A 15544-nucleotide genomic window follows, 5' to 3' on the forward strand; every position below is an offset into this window, starting at 1 on the left:
GGTTACCGCCTCCTCGCGAGGAACACTCCGACCATCGCGGCAATTGCGAGGTACACCGCAAACCCGGGGGACTGGGTGGACGTGGGCAGGGATATGGGCGTAAAGTCGGGCCTTTCGCCGGCGGTGGAGTCCGGGGAGCCCTGCGGGGAATACTGGTTCCACGTCTCGGTGGCCGCGGGGGTCAGGGAGGGGAATGGATTTGGCGCCTCAGTGACCGTGGCGTTTCGCTGGCTCCCTTCAGGGAGGAGTTCAAAGGTGCTGGTCGTCTTGTAGTTGACCTCCTTACAGGTGACGGTGATCTGGTAGATCCCCGGATACCAGGAACTGGTATCGATAGGATGCTCGTCGTAGGAGAACGGCCGCGCCTTCTGGACCGGGTCATATTTTCCGGGGATGGTCTCGTTGATCGGGATCTTCATCGCGGTGTTCGCCTTGCCCGACTCATAGAGGTCGAGCGCGGCGATCGTCAGGACCAGGTCGTCGTGAATGTCCGTTTTGTCGGCGGTCGTTCCTTTTCCGGCAAGGTTGGTGGTCCCGCTGACGATCAGTTCGTCCCCGACGAGCACTTCCCCGACCGGTTTGATCCGGACGATCGGGTCTTCGACCGTGAAGGTGTCCATCACGTAGAGGTCGTCCCTGGACGACGAATCCAGCGCCCGTACCAGGGCCTCGGCAGCAGCCCGGCCCTCGAGCATCCCGATATTCACGACCTCGCCGCCGTCGACCATGTACAGCCGGTTCACGTTACCCCTGAAGTTGAGGTTGTTCTCGGGCAGGACGTCGAACTCGTTGTCCGTTCCCGGGTGGTGGTAGACGATGAAATAAGTCCCCGGGGAGAGGTCGTAAGTGAAGTTCCGCGCGAGCGTGATCCCGTAGGACCCGTCGTCGTCGAGGGGGAACCGGGGGTTATAGTCGGCGTACTTGAAGTTCGGGCCGAAGATGTACCACTTCATATGCCCCACGGAACTGGAAGTATGACCGGGGCTCCCGCGGCCGTACCACCACGAATAGAGGTAGTCTCCGCGGGCGAACACTCCCCCCGTCTCTTCATCGAACTTTGCGTGAAGGGACGGCATGTTGAGCTCGTAGTCCCACGACGGCGGGACCTCGCCGTCGATGGAGCCCGGGGCTCCCGGATAATTGCTTCTCTCCTCGCCGATCGGCTGAAAGTTGACATGGACGGTGTAGGTCCCCGCATCGCAGGAGATCAGCGAGGTGTCCCACGAATATCCCCAGATTCTGAGGAGCGGGTTATAGTAGGTCACGGTGAACGTCGCGGGTACGCCGTCTTCAACGGCCCGCGAGAGGTCGGTCAGGGGCGCGCCGTTTGGGGGCAGGTTGGGCCCCGTGACGTAAAGGTAGAGCGGGACGAGGGACAGCGAGTCCGAGGCTCCGAGGCCGGCTACGGTCCCGCTCAACTCGATGATGTCGCCGATGGCGTAGAGCTGCTGGTCCGGCTCATCGAAGACCAGCGTCATGACCTTCTGATCGATACTGAAGGTTGCCTTCACCGGCTGGAAGATATCGGGGCCGGTTGCCTGGATCGTATAACTGGTGACCGGAGCCCCGTCCGGGATATGGATCTGCAGCCGGACGGTGCCGTCCCACCCGGGGTGAACGCGCACATGGTAGTCGGAGAACCGGGTGTCCCACCCGCCGCCGTCAAAGATGGGGTAGTCCTCCCCCGCCGGGGGTTCGGGGAGGGTAATGTCGTAGTACGTGAAGGGCGTCCCCTGGACCGTGAAGTAGAGGTCTCCGCCGCGCTCCGCGGTCGTCTCATTGAGAATGATTGCGGGCGGGTAGTCCCGCACCGTGAAGGTGTATGGCACTTCGCGGTTGAGGTCGTTGAGGGTCATCCGGAAGACCATCGTCACCTGGGTGTCCCGGGAGACGCCGCCCTGATCCGCGAACCGGAAGACGAGGGTGTCGTCCCAGACTGCAGGGTCTGCGGAGAGGTCCTCAAGCGAGACCGTGTCCCCGGCAATGTTCGTGATGCTCGATGTTTTGACGTTGCCCTGCAGTTCATACTCGTACCACGGGCCCTGGAACTCGCTGAGCGGGAGGTTGTGGTCGGGGAGCAGGAACTGCATTCCCATCCGGTAGGGCAGGGGATTCTGCCTGCTGGGGTTCGGTACAGGCTCGACATCCGTCCCAAAGGTGCGCATCATCACCTGTCCGAGACTGCCGGCAACATCCTGCACCAGGCAGTATCTGCCCTGATCAACCGTCCCGTCGCTGTAAACAGGATAGTATTGGCCGGGACTTCCACGGATGTAATTCGCGATGCTGCTGGTGAGAGAGATCGGGTCGGTCTGCTGCCCCCCGGAATCGATCCTGACCATCCGGACCGGGTTCCCCTTTACCGGGTCGGAGAACGCCGAAAAGTTCACGGTCCTCTCTCCCTGAAAAACGGTATCGCCGGGGCTGATCCCGGCGTTGGGTCCTTCGGGTGTTACGAACCGTGCCGAAGCCGCCGGAGCGAAAACAGCCAGGAGGAGGAGCGCCGCTGCGAGTACCACCATGATCCGATATCTGTCCATATATCTGAGACTCCTTGGGGCGGGGATGCACCACATTGTCAAATTTATTTGTTATATCGCTATTTCACTTTGTTGCGATGCAGAGGTGCATTGCATCAGAGAATTTCAGTTTTGAAAGGCATGTTTTCGAAAAATAAGGCAATCAATGGGGTATTTAGAAAAGTTAATGCCATATGGAAGAGATAAAGCATTTAAACATAATTTTATCTAACTAAAATTAATTTGTCTGATGGAGAACAACGACATGGACATGTTATCCTGGAAAGAACACCGATGCCGGGGAAAAGAGCACATCTGCGCCCCGGTGAACGATGATGCGGTCTCGCCGGTCGTCGGCGTGATGCTGATGCTCGTCGTAACGATCATCATCGCCGCGATCGTCAGCAGTTTCGCCGGGGGCCTCGGGTCCAGCAGCAGTAAGGCACCGGCGGCGACGCTGGCAATCAAGATGGTTGCCGGGCCGAACGACACGAACGTGACCATCGAACACCTGGGCGGCGATCCTCTGGCGACAAAGGACCTCCAGATCGTCAGCTTGTACACCGTTCCGGAGATGTGGGGCGCGGGCCATGACGGTAGCTCGCTGCAAGAGGCCGGGCGCGTCATTAAACACACCATCGACGGACGGCTTGCCCCGATTCCAGAAAACGCCCTCGACCAGAGCGCCGCAGGGTACCCGTTTACTCCGCAGGTGACCAACGACGACAGCATCGTCTCCACGCGAACCGCGGACCAGACGTTCGGGACGGCGATTCTTGTGCCAGGCAGTCGGCTCACGTTCGACCGCGACAACTTCCTTGGGTTTGAGACGGACCAGCGTTGCGTCTACGACTGGCATACGAAAAAGTCCGCGGGATACGGGTTCGGCGAAGGGGTTACCGTGCACGTGACGATCATTCACACCGGCAGCGGGAGCATTATCTACGACAGGGATGTGATTGTACCATGGTGAGGAGAGGAAACGAAGATGCAGTATCCCCGGTCATCGGTGTGATGTTGATGATCGTCGTCACGATCATCATTGCAGCAACGGTGAGCGCATTCTCCACAGGGTTCGTCTCGGATACGCACACCGCACCCCAAACCCAGGTCGCATACGTCGGGGTGCTGACGGGGCCGATAGACGGCCTTGGGGAGATCGGTCTCGTGTTCGAGAATAAAGGCGGAGAGACGCTGCTCCTCTCGGACCTGGAACTTCACCTGAAGTCGACGATGGCCGGGGGAGACGAGGCCTCGATCGCGTATGCCGACGCACCGTCGGAGACATATCGCGAGGTCACTGCGCCGAATGAAGTCCGTCTATCGGAAGATTTCACCTACCGGATGAAGAAGGTCGGGGTCCTTAATGATGTGAGGAATGCCACAACCGTGGCCAACTCAAAGATCAAGGCCGGGGACCGGTTCATCATCCACGCTGACCGCTACATCACGAACGGAGACAGCACCTATGGACGTGTGGCCTATGTTGCGGATCGCCGCGGCCTAGGAGCACCCCCAGGAGCGCCGCCGTATTCCAGCGGCGAGTTCGAGGTGAGCGGCAGGACGGCCTACACGCTCATCGACAGAAATACTGGAACTGCCATCTCCTCGGGCACTCTCGTGGGAAGTGTATTATGAACAATCAGATCAGGAACGGAAAACGTATGAATTCAGATAAGAACGACGCGGTCTCGCCGGTCATCGGCGTGATGCTGATGCTCGTCGTAACGATCATCATCGCCGCATTCGTATCGGTCTTTGCCGGAAACGCCTTTGGGAACACCGAAACAGCACCGGCAGCGGCCCTTGACGTAAAGATCCTGTCCAACGGCGGGAGCAACTCGGCGGACCCGCAATATGTCATGCTGATCGAGCACCACAGCGGGAGCAGCATCCCGACGTCCGATATGCGGATCGTCAGTTATTATACGCCGCCGTCGACGACAGGGAAGACCATGCAGCGCGGAGAATTGACGGCTATGACAAGAAATGCGACAGTGGCGAATATGAAGATCAACGGCGAGACGATCGCATCCGTAAAGGTCCCGTACCTCAACGACATCGCCCGGGGTAAACCCGGAGACGCGGGCACGAACTTCGGGGAGTATACGTTCGCTCCCGGGGACGTACTCAGCACGGGGGCCTCTCTAGGGACCGGAGCCGCCCTTGTCGGCTTGAATGATCTCACGACGCAGGAGCTACGCGAAGAATACGGGTTTAAGAGAGGTTCCGCAGTCGATATCGAGATCATCCATCTCCCGAGCCAGAAAAACCTCTACAGCGGGAGGGTGATTGTACAATGAAGGACAATGCTGTATCCCCGGTCATCGGGGTGATGTTGATGCTCGTCGTGACGATCATCATCGCCGCCATGGTGAGCGCATTCTCCGGCAGTGTTGTGCGGGACGAGACGCTTGCGCCGCAGGTCACACTCGCTGTATCGTATACCTCCAGTATCACGGATGAGGATAAGGAGAATGGGGTCCCGGATCATGGCGCAGACTTCAAACCGAACAACGGCATTGCGTTCCGCCTCTCCGGCGGGGATTCGTTCTCCCTCAGGGATATCACCATCCAGTTGAGACAGGGGGAGAACGTCATCAACTTCGATATGAACACGTATCTCAACTCGTCGGCGGCGGTCGATACGGAGAAAGTGACGATCGTAGAGAATCCCGATGGCAACGATACATACTTTGGACTCCCGGGAGGGGGCGATGAGTTGATAACCGTCGGCGATTCGTTCATGATCGTTGCCGACGACTGTTACGACAGCACAATGACCACCGACGCAACGATCGTGAAGGGACGGTTCCTCACCTGGTCTCCCGAGGATTCGGGAAGCACGTTCAGGGTACAGACCGATATACCCTTCAAGTACACGATCACCGACCAGCTGAGCGGCAAGCCCATGCAGAGCGGCACAATCATCCTCAGGTGATTTTGCGCTCCGGAACAGAAACGAGGTAACCGACAATGTATAGAGGTAAAAGAACTCTAAAGGCGTTCGTCGAAAACGAGCGTGCGGTCTCGCCGGTCGTCGGGGTGATGCTGATGCTCGTCGTAACGATCATCATCGCCGCTCTCGTCAGCAGTTTTGCCGGCGGCCTCAGCGACTCTGCCGAGCCAGCGCCGACGACGGCGTTCGAGATCAGCATGCGCGCGGGAGATGCCGTCGGCCGCGGGGCAACAACCAACGGGCCGGGTGCCGGACCGGAGTGCGTCGTGCTGACCATGGTCGCCGGGGAGACACTCCATTCCAAGGATATTCAGATCATTACGACCTACACGGTTCCAGAGACCTACAACGGGGTGGACGTGGTAAATGCCGGCAAGACCATCAAGCACACGCTGGACGGTGCGATCGGCAGCGTCCTCGACGAGGACGTGATGGAAGACGCCGCCTGGGACCCGAACTCGGACCCCTTCGTCCCCCAGGTGAACGCGTATTGGCCTGATGATCTGACTCACAGAAGCCTGGCTCCCGGGAACGGCATGGTCGGTTCCGGGACGCCCAGCTTCGGCGCCTGCCAGTTCAAACCAGGCGAACAGTACTGGTTCAAGGACCGGAGGGCGTTCCTCGGGTTCGATGTGGACGACAGGGTGAAGTACGGGTTCCAGGAGGGGTCCGTCGTCCACGTGACGATCATCCACACGCCGTCGGGTCAGACCGTGTACGACAAGGATGTGGTGGCAACATGGTAATGACGGAAAAATTCACGGAGCATGCGGTCTCGCCGGTCGTCGGCGTTATGCTGATGGTCGTGGTGACGATCATCGTCGCGGCGGTTGTCAGTTCGTTTGCAACCGCCCTACCGGCGAATGTTGGTACGGCGTCGAACGCCCAGGTCGAACTGGTCGGGGTGTCTTCGGCGGGCTACAAAGATACCGAACCACCGTACTGGACCTATGGACAAATAGGAGTTGTCTTTAAGAACGCCGGCGGCGGCTCCCTGGACCTCCGGAACCTCAACCTCTGGGTCGGAGGTATAGGCTCGGGTTCATCGGGAGCGGCTACGCTGACCTACAACGACGCCGTCGATCCACGCTACGTCGAGGACAGCGGGGAACAGACCGGTGCAGGAAGGTGGTTTGTCACACTTCCCAAGGAAGCGGCAGGCTCTCGTATGCAGAGGTTCGGGAGCGGCCTGACGCTCGAAGAATTGCAAGACCCGATCATCGAACCGGGGGAGCGGTTCATCATTTACTGTGAGTTTTATTATAAGGGTGATTCTTCGAGCAACTACTTCCCGTACCTCGGCTTCTCAAATCCCCGAGGCAGTGGTTGGTCAAGCGGTAGGGTCAATGTCGACGGCGGCAGCAAGTACGCTCTCTCGGACCTCAAGACCGGCGTGGTGTACTCCGAGGGATACCTGGAACAGGAACACGTGTTCTAACCCGGCATGCCGGTTTTCACTTTTTTTGAGAGACACGCTCCCTCCTACTTATCATAGGAATTGGGCGCGGTTGTATGCCGGACGGAGACAGCAGTCACCCAGACGTTGCACCCGTCCCACAAGAAGGTTCCATTCAAGCGCCGGATACTGACGCTTTCTTCGGTACGGACGAAACCCCCGACGCACCTCTCCTGGTGAGGCTTCGGAATGCCGATGCAATGCAAAGACACGATGCAAGTTTGAAATGCGGGTTTAGAAAGCATAATTTTTAAAAATCCCTGAGAAAATGGAGTATTTAAAAAAGATTAATATGATGTAAGAGCCCACAGGTTAATGAAAAATTCATTGATATAACGAAATTAAACTTGTTGGATCGGAGAACGACAACATGACTCTAACACACAAGACAGCATCGGGGGCGGGAAAAGGTCATACTCTCCCAAGGCGAGACGATGCGGTCTCGCCGGTCGTCGGGGTGATGCTGATGCTCGTTGTAACGATCATCATCGCCGCCGTCGTGAGCAGCTTTGCCTCGGGCATAGGTGGAACGAATGAAAAAGCACCGGTTGCATCGCTTGGATTTGATGTCCGTGCCGGTGAAAAGGGCACTGTGGTACATATGGAAAACCTGGGCGGAGAGGCGCTTTATACCGGAGACCTGCAGATCGTCACCACCTATACCCTGCCTGAGGCGTATGGGACCGCTAAACTAGGAAACGCAAGTAAAACCATCAAACACACAACCGACGGATCTCTGCCGTCGGACGGAACGGCTGCGTGGGATAAAAACGCCGACCCGTTCACTCCGCAGGTGAGCAACGAGAATCAAAACGTTGTGTTAGGGCCCGGTGACACGCAGGCACGAAAATTTGGAAAGGTTATCCTGCGCCCTGGCGAGCGGCTTAAACTTTCGAGAAATCCCTTCTTAGGATTCGATGCCACTGAGAGGAATAAGTTCGGGTTTCAGGAAGGATCGGTCGTACATATCACGGTAATCCACAAACCGAGCGGGAAATTCATCTACGACAAGGATGTGATGGTGAGATGGTAAACAACAACGCGGTATCCCCGGTCGTCGGCGTTATGCTGATGCTCGTCGTAACGATCATCATTGCGGCCACCGTCAGTGCTTTCAGCGGAGGGTTGATGGAAGACACAAAGAAAGCCCCGAATGCACAGATCCGTTACGTCGGTGTGTCCTCGTATGTCGACAACGCTGCAACGATGGCCCCGGGCATGGTGTTTGAACATGTCGGCGGCGACACAGTGGACCTCACGACGTTGCAACTCGATCTCAGTTATGATGATGGGACTATGGCGGTTTGCTTGGTCACGTACAACGACCCGCCCTCCAGGGGCTACACCCAGGGATACCCGGACCGTGAGAGAAAGGATGTCCGCATGGAGAAGTTCGGCGCGGGGCTCTCGGCGACCGAGAGAAAAAACCCCCTCTTAAACGCGGGAGAGAGGTTCATCATATATTCGGATGGTCATAATAGGATTCCTGATCTCTGGGAAAAGCAGCGGATATTGAGATACCAGGCAGATCGTCAAGATCCCTCCGTCGAACCAGGCTACCATGGTGGCAATACCTACTCGAGCGGTCAGTTCTTGATGACAGACGGCCGCACCGAGTATACATTAAGCGACCGGGACTCCGGGACAATACTCGCACATGGCTTTTGCTACGGAGAGACGGTATGAGCATAGACAATGAGAGACCGGACCGGAACGATGCGGTCTCGCCGGTGATCGGCGTGATGCTGATGCTCGTGGTGACGATCGTCATCGCCGCAGTCGTCGCATCTTTTGCCGGCACATTCGGAGAAACAGCCCCAAAGACACCTTCTGCAGCGCTGGACGTGAAGATCGTCTCCGACGGCGGGCCGGACAGGGATCAGTACATCATGCTGATCGAGCACCTCGGCGGAGACCCCATCCAGACAAAGGATATGAGGGTCTTGAGTTACTATACTCCGCCAAACGGTACCCAGACGCGGGGTGACGTCACCTCAATAAAGAACGCGGCGACGATCAGCGGCGTCAAGGTGAAGATTCCCTACCTCAACGACCCCACCCGGGGCGGCCAAGGAGATCCGAAGGTGGACTTCGGCAACTTCACGTTCGTATCCGGGGACGTACTGACTTCGGGCACGACAGCTGGTACCGGTTCGAAGTCCGGGACCAGCATGCTCGGGTTCGATATCACCGACTCTAAATATGAGTTCGGCCCGGGCAGCATCGTCGAGGTTAAGATCATCCACATCCCGAGCCAGAAGACCATCTACCAGGGCGAGGTGTACGTACAATGAAGGACAACGCAGTCTCCCCGGTCGTCGGCGTTATGCTGATGCTCGTCGTAACGATCATCATCGCGGCGCTGGTGAGTTCGTTCTCCGGGTCCATAACCTCCGGCCAGAAGCAGGCCCCGAGTTTGACCTTTGAAGTCACGCCGATGATAACGGAAATCCGTGATAACGACCCGACCAACGAAGTCCCGGACTATGGGGGAGGATTCACGGTCAACAACGGGATCACGCTCCGGCACACGGGCGGAGACCCCATCTCCCTCCGGGACATCACCGTCCAGCTCAAGAGCCGCGATACTACTGTCATTGCCATCGGCTACGATACCGTCTTTGACCCGTCACAATCGACGAAGTACTGCGCCGATGCCGGCAAACTGATTGCGAAGGACGACACCTACTCGCGCTACTTCGGGCGCGTCGGCGGCAGCGCCAGCGACGTCCTCATGGCCGGGGACGCGTTCATCCTGACGGCGGACGGCTGCTACGACAACTCCGAAAGCACCAGCGTTGAGAAGGGCAGGTTCATCACCTGGACGCCGGACGGCGCAAGCGGCACTTTCAGGGCGATGGTGAACACGCCTCTTGAGTATTCGATCATCGACCGGGTCAGCGGCAAAACCGTTCAGACAGGTTCGATTGTACTCTGGTAAGGTGCCGAAAACCCATTTTTTCCCGGGATCTTGCACCCCCGGACGGTACAATCCCCGGCACCGCGACAAACCGGTGTCTCACCCCGGAAGAGACAGACCGCCGCATACACCGGCATCTCAACGGAGCGCCCCTCCCCACCTCCGGCGGGCCACGAGCAAGCAATCTTTAACTAAATCAATATATATTGAGCCAGATAAAACAGATCTGGACAATGACAGCAGAATTGGGCGACCCCCACCGCAACCTTCCCGGGTCGGGGAATGGGGCGGCACGAATCCTGAGTCTCCTGAAGGAAGAGGCGCACGGCCTTTCGATCTCCGATATCTCCCGGAGGATCAGCCTCAACCGCAGCTCGACGGCCAAGTACCTGGGCATGCTCGTGACGGCGGGCAGGGTCGAGATGTGCACCGTCGGTTCGGCGAAGGTGTACCTCCTCTCCTCCCGCCCCTCGCTCCTTGAACTCTTCGATTACATCCAGGAGAGCGTGATCGTCGTCGACGCGGACCTTGCGGTGCGGGCCATCAACCCGGCCTGCTGCACCCGCCTCGGCCTCGTAAAGGAGGAGACCGTCGACAGAGCCGCAGTCTCGGTCTCATCTCCGTTTCTGAAGGAACTGGTCGCATCGGAGACGTTCTCCCGGGCGATCCGGGGCACGGAGCAGGTATCGGAGATCCGGACCGACTCCGGAACCGGGGCACGGTGCCTGGCGACGTATGTCCCGGTCGTGCTTTTCAACGGCCAGTATGGGGTCGCAATAACGCTCAGGGACGCGCCGGAAAAATTGCGTGAATGAGAACCGCGCCCGAGCAAAAACGACAACGGGGGGTTCTACCCCTCCTTGCCACCGGCATTACAGACCGTCCGCTGCCGGACAGGACCCGGGCCCGTGCCGGCCGAACCGCCCGCCGGGAAGGTCCACGAACGCTCTCCCGGCGAGGCTTGCCGAGTTCGCGAGCACGATGAGCGTTCCGGCCTGGTGCGCTATCGCGCCGCCGGCAGGAGAGAGGATGCCGAGAGCGGCGAGCGCTATCATCGAAAACGAGAACGCGAGAGCGAAGAGGACGTTTGCGGTGATCGTCCGCGCCGCCCTCTTCCCGAGCCGGAGGAAGTCGGGAAGCTCTGCTAAGCCCCCGCGCATCAGGACGACGTGCGAGGTCTCGAGGGCGACCGTATCCTCTCTCGAACCGATGCTGACCCCGATATCCGCCCGGGCGAGCGCCGGCCCGTCGTTGGTCCCGTCGCCGACGAAACAGACCGTCCGGCCGCCGGTCTGGAGGGTTTCCACATACTCCTGTTTCTGGCCGGGCAGCAGACCGGCGTAAACCGCATCCTCCGGTATTCCCGCCTCCGCCGCGACCCTGCGGGCGACCACCTCGTGATCGCCAGTGAGCATGGCGATAGTCTCGATCCCCTCGCGCCTGAGGCGCTCGATGACTTCGACGGACTCGGGGCGGAGCCGGTCCTGCAGCCCGATCACGCCGACGACCTCCTCATCCACCGCCACGAAGACCGGCGTGACGCCGGAAGCCGCAAGGGTGTCCCGAACCGCGCGTGCCTCCTCCGGCAGCGGGATGCCGGTCAGGGCGAGGAGACGGGCGCTCCCCACGACGATGCGGGCCTCCCCGGACCGCGCCTCGATCCCCCCTCCCGGGTGCAGGTGCATCTCCGTCGCGTCCGCCGCGTGGCTCCCCGGCTCGGGCGCCGCATCGAGGATAGCCCGGGCGACGGGGTGCTCCGATCCCGCCTCCGCAACGGCCGCGACCCGGAGCACCCCCTCAACCGTTCTCCCGCAGAACGGCACCACCTTCGTGACGTGCAGGTCTCCGAGGGTAAGGGTGCCGGTCTTGTCGAAGACGACGGTATCGATCTTTGAGCAGGCCTCCAGGTACTCGCCGCCCCGGATAAGGACTCCTCGCCTGGCGCCGGCGCCGATCGCTGCAAGCACCGCAGACGGGGTTGCAAGCAGGAGGGCGCAGGGGCAGGCGACGATGAGAAGCGAGATCGACCGTTGCAGGTCGCCCGTCGCGAGCAGGACCACACCGGCGGCCGCAAGCATCACCGGGGTGTAGACGACCGCGAGCCGGTCGACAAGCGGGCGGGAAGGAGGGCGGCGCTCCTCCGCCTCCCGGACCATCTGCATGATCTTCCCGTAGGCCGAGCGGTCCCCGACGCGGAGGACCGTCACCTGCAGTGCGCCGTCGTGGTTGATGGTCCCGGCATACACCGCATCCCCCGGCCCTTTCTCAACCGGGATGCTCTCCCCGGTAAGGTGGGATTCATCGACGGCCGATGTGCCGGTCGCGACTGTTCCGTCGACGGGCACGACGTCGCCGGGACGGACCAGCACACGGTCCCCGGGGCCGATCTCGGAGAGAGCCGCCCGGACGGTCTCCCCGTCCCGCACGACAAAAGCATACCTCGGAGTATCGGCCGCAATCGCCTCGATATCGCGCCGCGACCGCCGGTGGGCGTACTCCTCCGCCACTTCGCCCAGGGCCATGATGAAGCCCAGTTCCGCGGCGACGGTGAATTCACCCAGGTACAGCGCAGCCACAATCGCAATACTCGCAAGTTCTCCCACGTTTCGCTGCCGCTGGAGGAGCCCCTGCACCGTCCCCACGATGATCGGAAGACCGGTCAGCACGAGCGACCCGAGAGAGAGGACCGCGACCGGGATCGGGAGAGAGAGCGCAAAGTGCTCCGCCGCGAGAGCCGCGCCGAGAAGCACACCGGCCGCCCCGATCCTGACTGCCTCGCGGGCGTCCAGACCGCCAGACCCGCAGCAGGAGGGCGAGCAGGACCACCCGTGTGTGTCGCATTCCAGAGCCATGATACCGCGGTCCCTTCAGATGATCGCGTTGATCTTCTGCAGGATCGCGACGAGTCCGGCGATCTCCCCGTCGTCCAGGGCCGATGCGATCTCTTTTGCGAGCTGCAGGTGGTGGTGGTGGTGGTCGAGAAACGCAGCCTCCCCTTCAGGCGTGAGCTCGATAATGTAGGACCGCCGGTCTTTCTCCGCCGGCGTCCGGCGGGCGAGCCCCCCCTCCTCCAGCCGGTCGACCGTGACGGTGACCGTGCCGGTCGTCACGCCGAGCCTCTGCGCCAGGCTCTTCATGTTCATCCTGCCGTGGTGGCCCAGGACCTCGATGGCATGCGTCTCCGCAAGGGTGAGAGGGCCCGGCTGAATCACCGATGCTTCCCAGGACGAAAAACGGTTGAAAAATTCGACCAGTTCCGCATTCAGCTGCTCAATCGTCTCCATGTCCGTCATATGTTCACACTCAAACTATTTGATATTCAAACTATTTGTTTATCAAATGATCCCTTAAGGCAAGGTGGGTGAGCAGATTTTGAGGCGGACGGGGTGACGGGGGGGAGGCGGACCGAAGCCTCACGTGAAACACGGTCCCCCCGAAGAGGCGGGAACTCGAGAAGCCGTCGGGTTTCGAAAAAAAATCGGCAATTTGACCTCCTGCGGCTTCTTCAAAGAAGTTCGACGAAGTGCCGCCTCATGGCGATACCCGCCGGGATCACGACCGACTATCGAGAGAGGGGGCCAGCAAGGCTCGAAAATGAGCCGACAGGCAATATACAGGCCGCCGTGAAATTCGGGAACGCCGCCCTACCGTCTCGTCGTCCGCCAGATCCTCGCAAGCGGCGACGACCGCTCCAGGAACCCCGAAAGGAACCCGGCAAACTCCTCATCCCAGCACTCCGCACCGGCGCGCACCGTCCATCCCTGCTGCATCGAGCCGCGGACGTGTTTCCCGAGCGCGACGTCAAAGAGGGCGTTCGACCGCAGCAGGTCGGCGGCCCGGGTGAACGGACGGGCGATCTCCACAACGTAGCGGCCGTCCTCGACGTAGGGACCGGCGAAGACCTCTTCCCGGACGTACTTTTCGAGAAATTTCCCGGCGTTCCCCTTCGACGAGACCGGCGGCCCGATATGCCGGCGCATCGCCGGGACGGTCCCGGCCATCAGCTCGAAGAGGAGCATGCACCGCTCCTCCCCCATACAGACATCGATGCGGTTTACCGGAAACCCGCTCCGTTCGAGAAGTTCCCGGATCGACCCCGCAGACTTCCGGAGCTGGGGCACCACCGTATCGGGCGTGTAGTCCGGCGTTGCAAACGTGATGGAGAAGAGGTGCGTCCCCCGCGCTGCGAGCAGGCGGGAAAAGACCTCCCGGGTGAGCGGCGGAGACGGCGGCCGGCAGAAGAACGCCACCGACGGCTCCGCGAGATAGCCGCGGGCGAGCTCCACGAACTCGAACATCCGTGATGTCGAGAGCGCCGCCGCCACGTTCCGCTCCGGGTCGACCGGGTCGATGACGACGAGCGGGTCCTCGAACCGCTTTGCCCCGTGCTCCTCGATATCGATCACCTCCCCCGGCCTCCAGCGGGCGGCGGCCAGAAGGAGCGGACGGAACCCGCCGTAGTAGATCGTCAGGACCTCACAGAGGTAGCCCGAAAACCCCTCGGTCATGTGGTCCGACCCGTAGACCCCCCCCGCCTTCGTAAACTGCTTCGCAAGGAGGACGTCGTCGGTATAACCGTCGATGTGAGCGAGGATGTAGCGGGTGTGGAACGGGGTCCGGTCCACGGCGCTCTTGATCTCGGTGGCGCTCGGGACGGCGTAGCAGGGAACGAGATCGATATCGAGCGAATCGATCGTTGCGTTGACGTAAGGGTGCTCCGCGTACTTCTCGCGCCAGGTCGCGCCGAACTCTTCCGCGATCCGGTGCGCGAGGGAAAGCCCCTGCTCCTGCAGTTCCTCCCGGGAGAGAGCGGGGTCGAAGAGCATGAAGATGTCGAGGTCCCGGTCGCCCCGGACGAAGGTGTCGCGGGCGACCGACCCTACCATCATCGCCTTCGCCATCCCCGACCGCTCCACCGCCTCGATCAGGCGCTGTCCGATCGCCCGGACGTAAGCCTGCTCTTCAGGCGTGGGGCGGATCTTCGCGAGCACCTCCTCCTCGCAGGGGCACCGGGTCAAAGCGGCACCTCCGCAAGGTCCTCGTAGACCGATCCCCGGGGCGTAAGCGTGCTCTTCTTGAGCCTGATGCTCTCCACCCGGCAACGGCCGAGCGGTTCGGGAGAGAGACAGGCCACCCCGTCGGCAAGCGAGGGGTGGAACTCCTTCACCCGTGCGAGGGTCACGTGGGGGCGGAAGGGACGCTTCTCCCGGGGAAACCCGAGCGGCGCGAGGAGGTCGTCCATCTGCCGGGCGAGAGAGGCGCTCTCCCCGGCGTCCGCAACGTCGCACCAGACCACCCGCGGCCGTTTCGGGGGGTTGCAGACCGGATGTCCGACCGTCAGATCGAAGGGGTCGACCCGAACGCCCCCGAGCGCCGCGACGATCGGCTCGATCAGCGCCGGATCGACCTCCCCGAGAAACTTCACCGTGATATGGAGATTCCCGGGATCGACGACGGCGAGTCTTCCCTCGGACCGTTTCAGGACCTCCAGGGACCCGCGAGCCCGCTCGCGGATATCCTCCGGCAGATCGATTGCAACGAACGTCCTGACCATAGTATCTACTATCGCACCTCACGCTACAAAATGGTGATTGTGCGGGGATGCCGCACCGGGCAGACGGTGGATGCGCAAACCCGGCGCGAGAGATCGCGACAGCCCCTCACCGGCAGCGAACGGCACCCTCACACAA

16 protein-coding genes are annotated in these 15544 nt (G+C 60.8%); 11 read left to right on the forward strand and 5 right to left on the reverse strand.

Going from position 1 to position 15544, the window contains the following annotated elements; translation table 11 throughout:
- Nucleotides 1-2 precede the first annotated feature (2 nt).
- Nucleotides 3-2540 carry a hypothetical protein gene (locus BP737_RS09585; RefSeq protein ID WP_292410648.1) on the reverse strand — a complete coding sequence of 846 codons (2538 nt, stop codon included), beginning with the start codon at nt 2538-2540 and terminating at the stop codon, nt 3-5.
- Nucleotides 2541-2769: 229 nt separating this feature from the next.
- Between BP737_RS09585 and BP737_RS09590 the strand changes: the two genes are divergently transcribed.
- From BP737_RS09590 to BP737_RS09640, 11 genes are all read left to right on the forward strand, one after another.
- Nucleotides 2770-3492, forward strand: coding sequence for a type IV pilin N-terminal domain-containing protein (locus tag BP737_RS09590; protein ID WP_292410650.1), 723 nt, complete (start codon nt 2770-2772; stop codon nt 3490-3492).
- Entirely contained in the window at nt 3486-4157 is a 672-nt protein-coding gene (locus BP737_RS09595) for a type IV pilin N-terminal domain-containing protein (RefSeq protein WP_292410653.1), read from the forward strand. Before BP737_RS09590 ends, BP737_RS09595 begins: the two co-directional genes overlap by 7 nt.
- A gap of 26 nt (nt 4158-4183) precedes the next feature.
- Nucleotides 4184-4822: a type IV pilin N-terminal domain-containing protein gene (locus BP737_RS09600; protein WP_292410655.1), complete on the forward strand. Its 639-nt coding sequence runs from the start codon at nt 4184-4186 to the stop codon at nt 4820-4822.
- On the forward strand, nt 4819-5460 hold the full coding sequence (locus BP737_RS09605) for a type IV pilin N-terminal domain-containing protein (RefSeq protein ID WP_292410656.1): 642 nt from the start codon (nt 4819-4821) through the stop codon (nt 5458-5460). Before BP737_RS09600 ends, BP737_RS09605 begins: the two co-directional genes overlap by 4 nt.
- Before the next feature lie 35 nt (nt 5461-5495).
- Nucleotides 5496-6224 (forward strand): type IV pilin N-terminal domain-containing protein, encoded by a 729-nt coding sequence (locus BP737_RS09610; RefSeq protein ID WP_292410658.1) that lies wholly within the window; start codon nt 5496-5498, stop codon nt 6222-6224.
- Nucleotides 6224-6916: a type IV pilin gene (locus BP737_RS09615; protein WP_292410660.1), complete on the forward strand. Its 693-nt coding sequence runs from the start codon at nt 6224-6226 to the stop codon at nt 6914-6916. Before BP737_RS09610 ends, BP737_RS09615 begins: the two co-directional genes overlap by 1 nt.
- Nucleotides 6917-7304: 388 nt before the next feature.
- Complete coding sequence (locus BP737_RS09620; protein ID WP_292410662.1) at nt 7305-7967, forward strand: type IV pilin N-terminal domain-containing protein; 663 nt, start codon at nt 7305-7307, stop codon at nt 7965-7967.
- On the forward strand, nt 7961-8620 hold the full coding sequence (locus BP737_RS09625) for a type IV pilin N-terminal domain-containing protein (protein ID WP_292410664.1): 660 nt from the start codon (nt 7961-7963) through the stop codon (nt 8618-8620). Before BP737_RS09620 ends, BP737_RS09625 begins: the two co-directional genes overlap by 7 nt.
- A complete protein-coding gene (locus tag BP737_RS09630) occupies nt 8617-9228 on the forward strand; it encodes a type IV pilin N-terminal domain-containing protein (protein ID WP_292410666.1) in 612 nt (203 codons plus the stop codon). The genes BP737_RS09625 and BP737_RS09630 overlap by 4 nt, the downstream gene beginning before the upstream one ends.
- Nucleotides 9225-9875 (forward strand): type IV pilin N-terminal domain-containing protein, encoded by a 651-nt coding sequence (locus BP737_RS09635; RefSeq protein WP_292410668.1) that lies wholly within the window; start codon nt 9225-9227, stop codon nt 9873-9875. Before BP737_RS09630 ends, BP737_RS09635 begins: the two co-directional genes overlap by 4 nt.
- Nucleotides 9876-10087: 212 nt before the next feature.
- A complete protein-coding gene (locus BP737_RS09640; protein ID WP_292410670.1) occupies nt 10088-10669 on the forward strand; it encodes a helix-turn-helix domain-containing protein in 582 nt (193 codons plus the stop codon).
- A 57-nt stretch (nt 10670-10726) separates the two neighbouring features.
- Here the strand turns inward: BP737_RS09640 and BP737_RS09645 are convergent, their stop codons facing one another.
- The 4 genes from BP737_RS09645 to thpR form a co-directional block, all read right to left on the reverse strand.
- Nucleotides 10727-12706 carry a heavy metal translocating P-type ATPase gene (locus tag BP737_RS09645; RefSeq protein WP_292410672.1) on the reverse strand — a complete coding sequence of 660 codons (1980 nt, stop codon included), beginning with the start codon at nt 12704-12706 and terminating at the stop codon, nt 10727-10729.
- A 15-nt stretch (nt 12707-12721) separates the two neighbouring features.
- Complete coding sequence (locus BP737_RS09650; protein WP_292410674.1) at nt 12722-13147, reverse strand: MarR family winged helix-turn-helix transcriptional regulator; 426 nt, start codon at nt 13145-13147, stop codon at nt 12722-12724.
- Between the two features lie 351 nt (nt 13148-13498).
- The gene (gene cca, locus BP737_RS09655; protein WP_292410676.1) at nt 13499-14872 is read right to left on the reverse strand and encodes a CCA tRNA nucleotidyltransferase; all 1374 of its coding nucleotides are present in this window, start codon (nt 14870-14872) and stop codon (nt 13499-13501) included.
- Nucleotides 14869-15408: an RNA 2',3'-cyclic phosphodiesterase gene (thpR, locus tag BP737_RS09660; RefSeq protein ID WP_292410678.1), complete on the reverse strand. Its 540-nt coding sequence runs from the start codon at nt 15406-15408 to the stop codon at nt 14869-14871. The genes cca and thpR overlap by 4 nt, the downstream gene beginning before the upstream one ends.
- Nucleotides 15409-15544: the final 136 nt, after the last annotated feature.

The organism is Methanoculleus sp. UBA291, from assembly GCF_002499755.1.
Lineage (GTDB): Archaea > Halobacteriota > Methanomicrobia > Methanomicrobiales > Methanoculleaceae > Methanoculleus > Methanoculleus palmolei.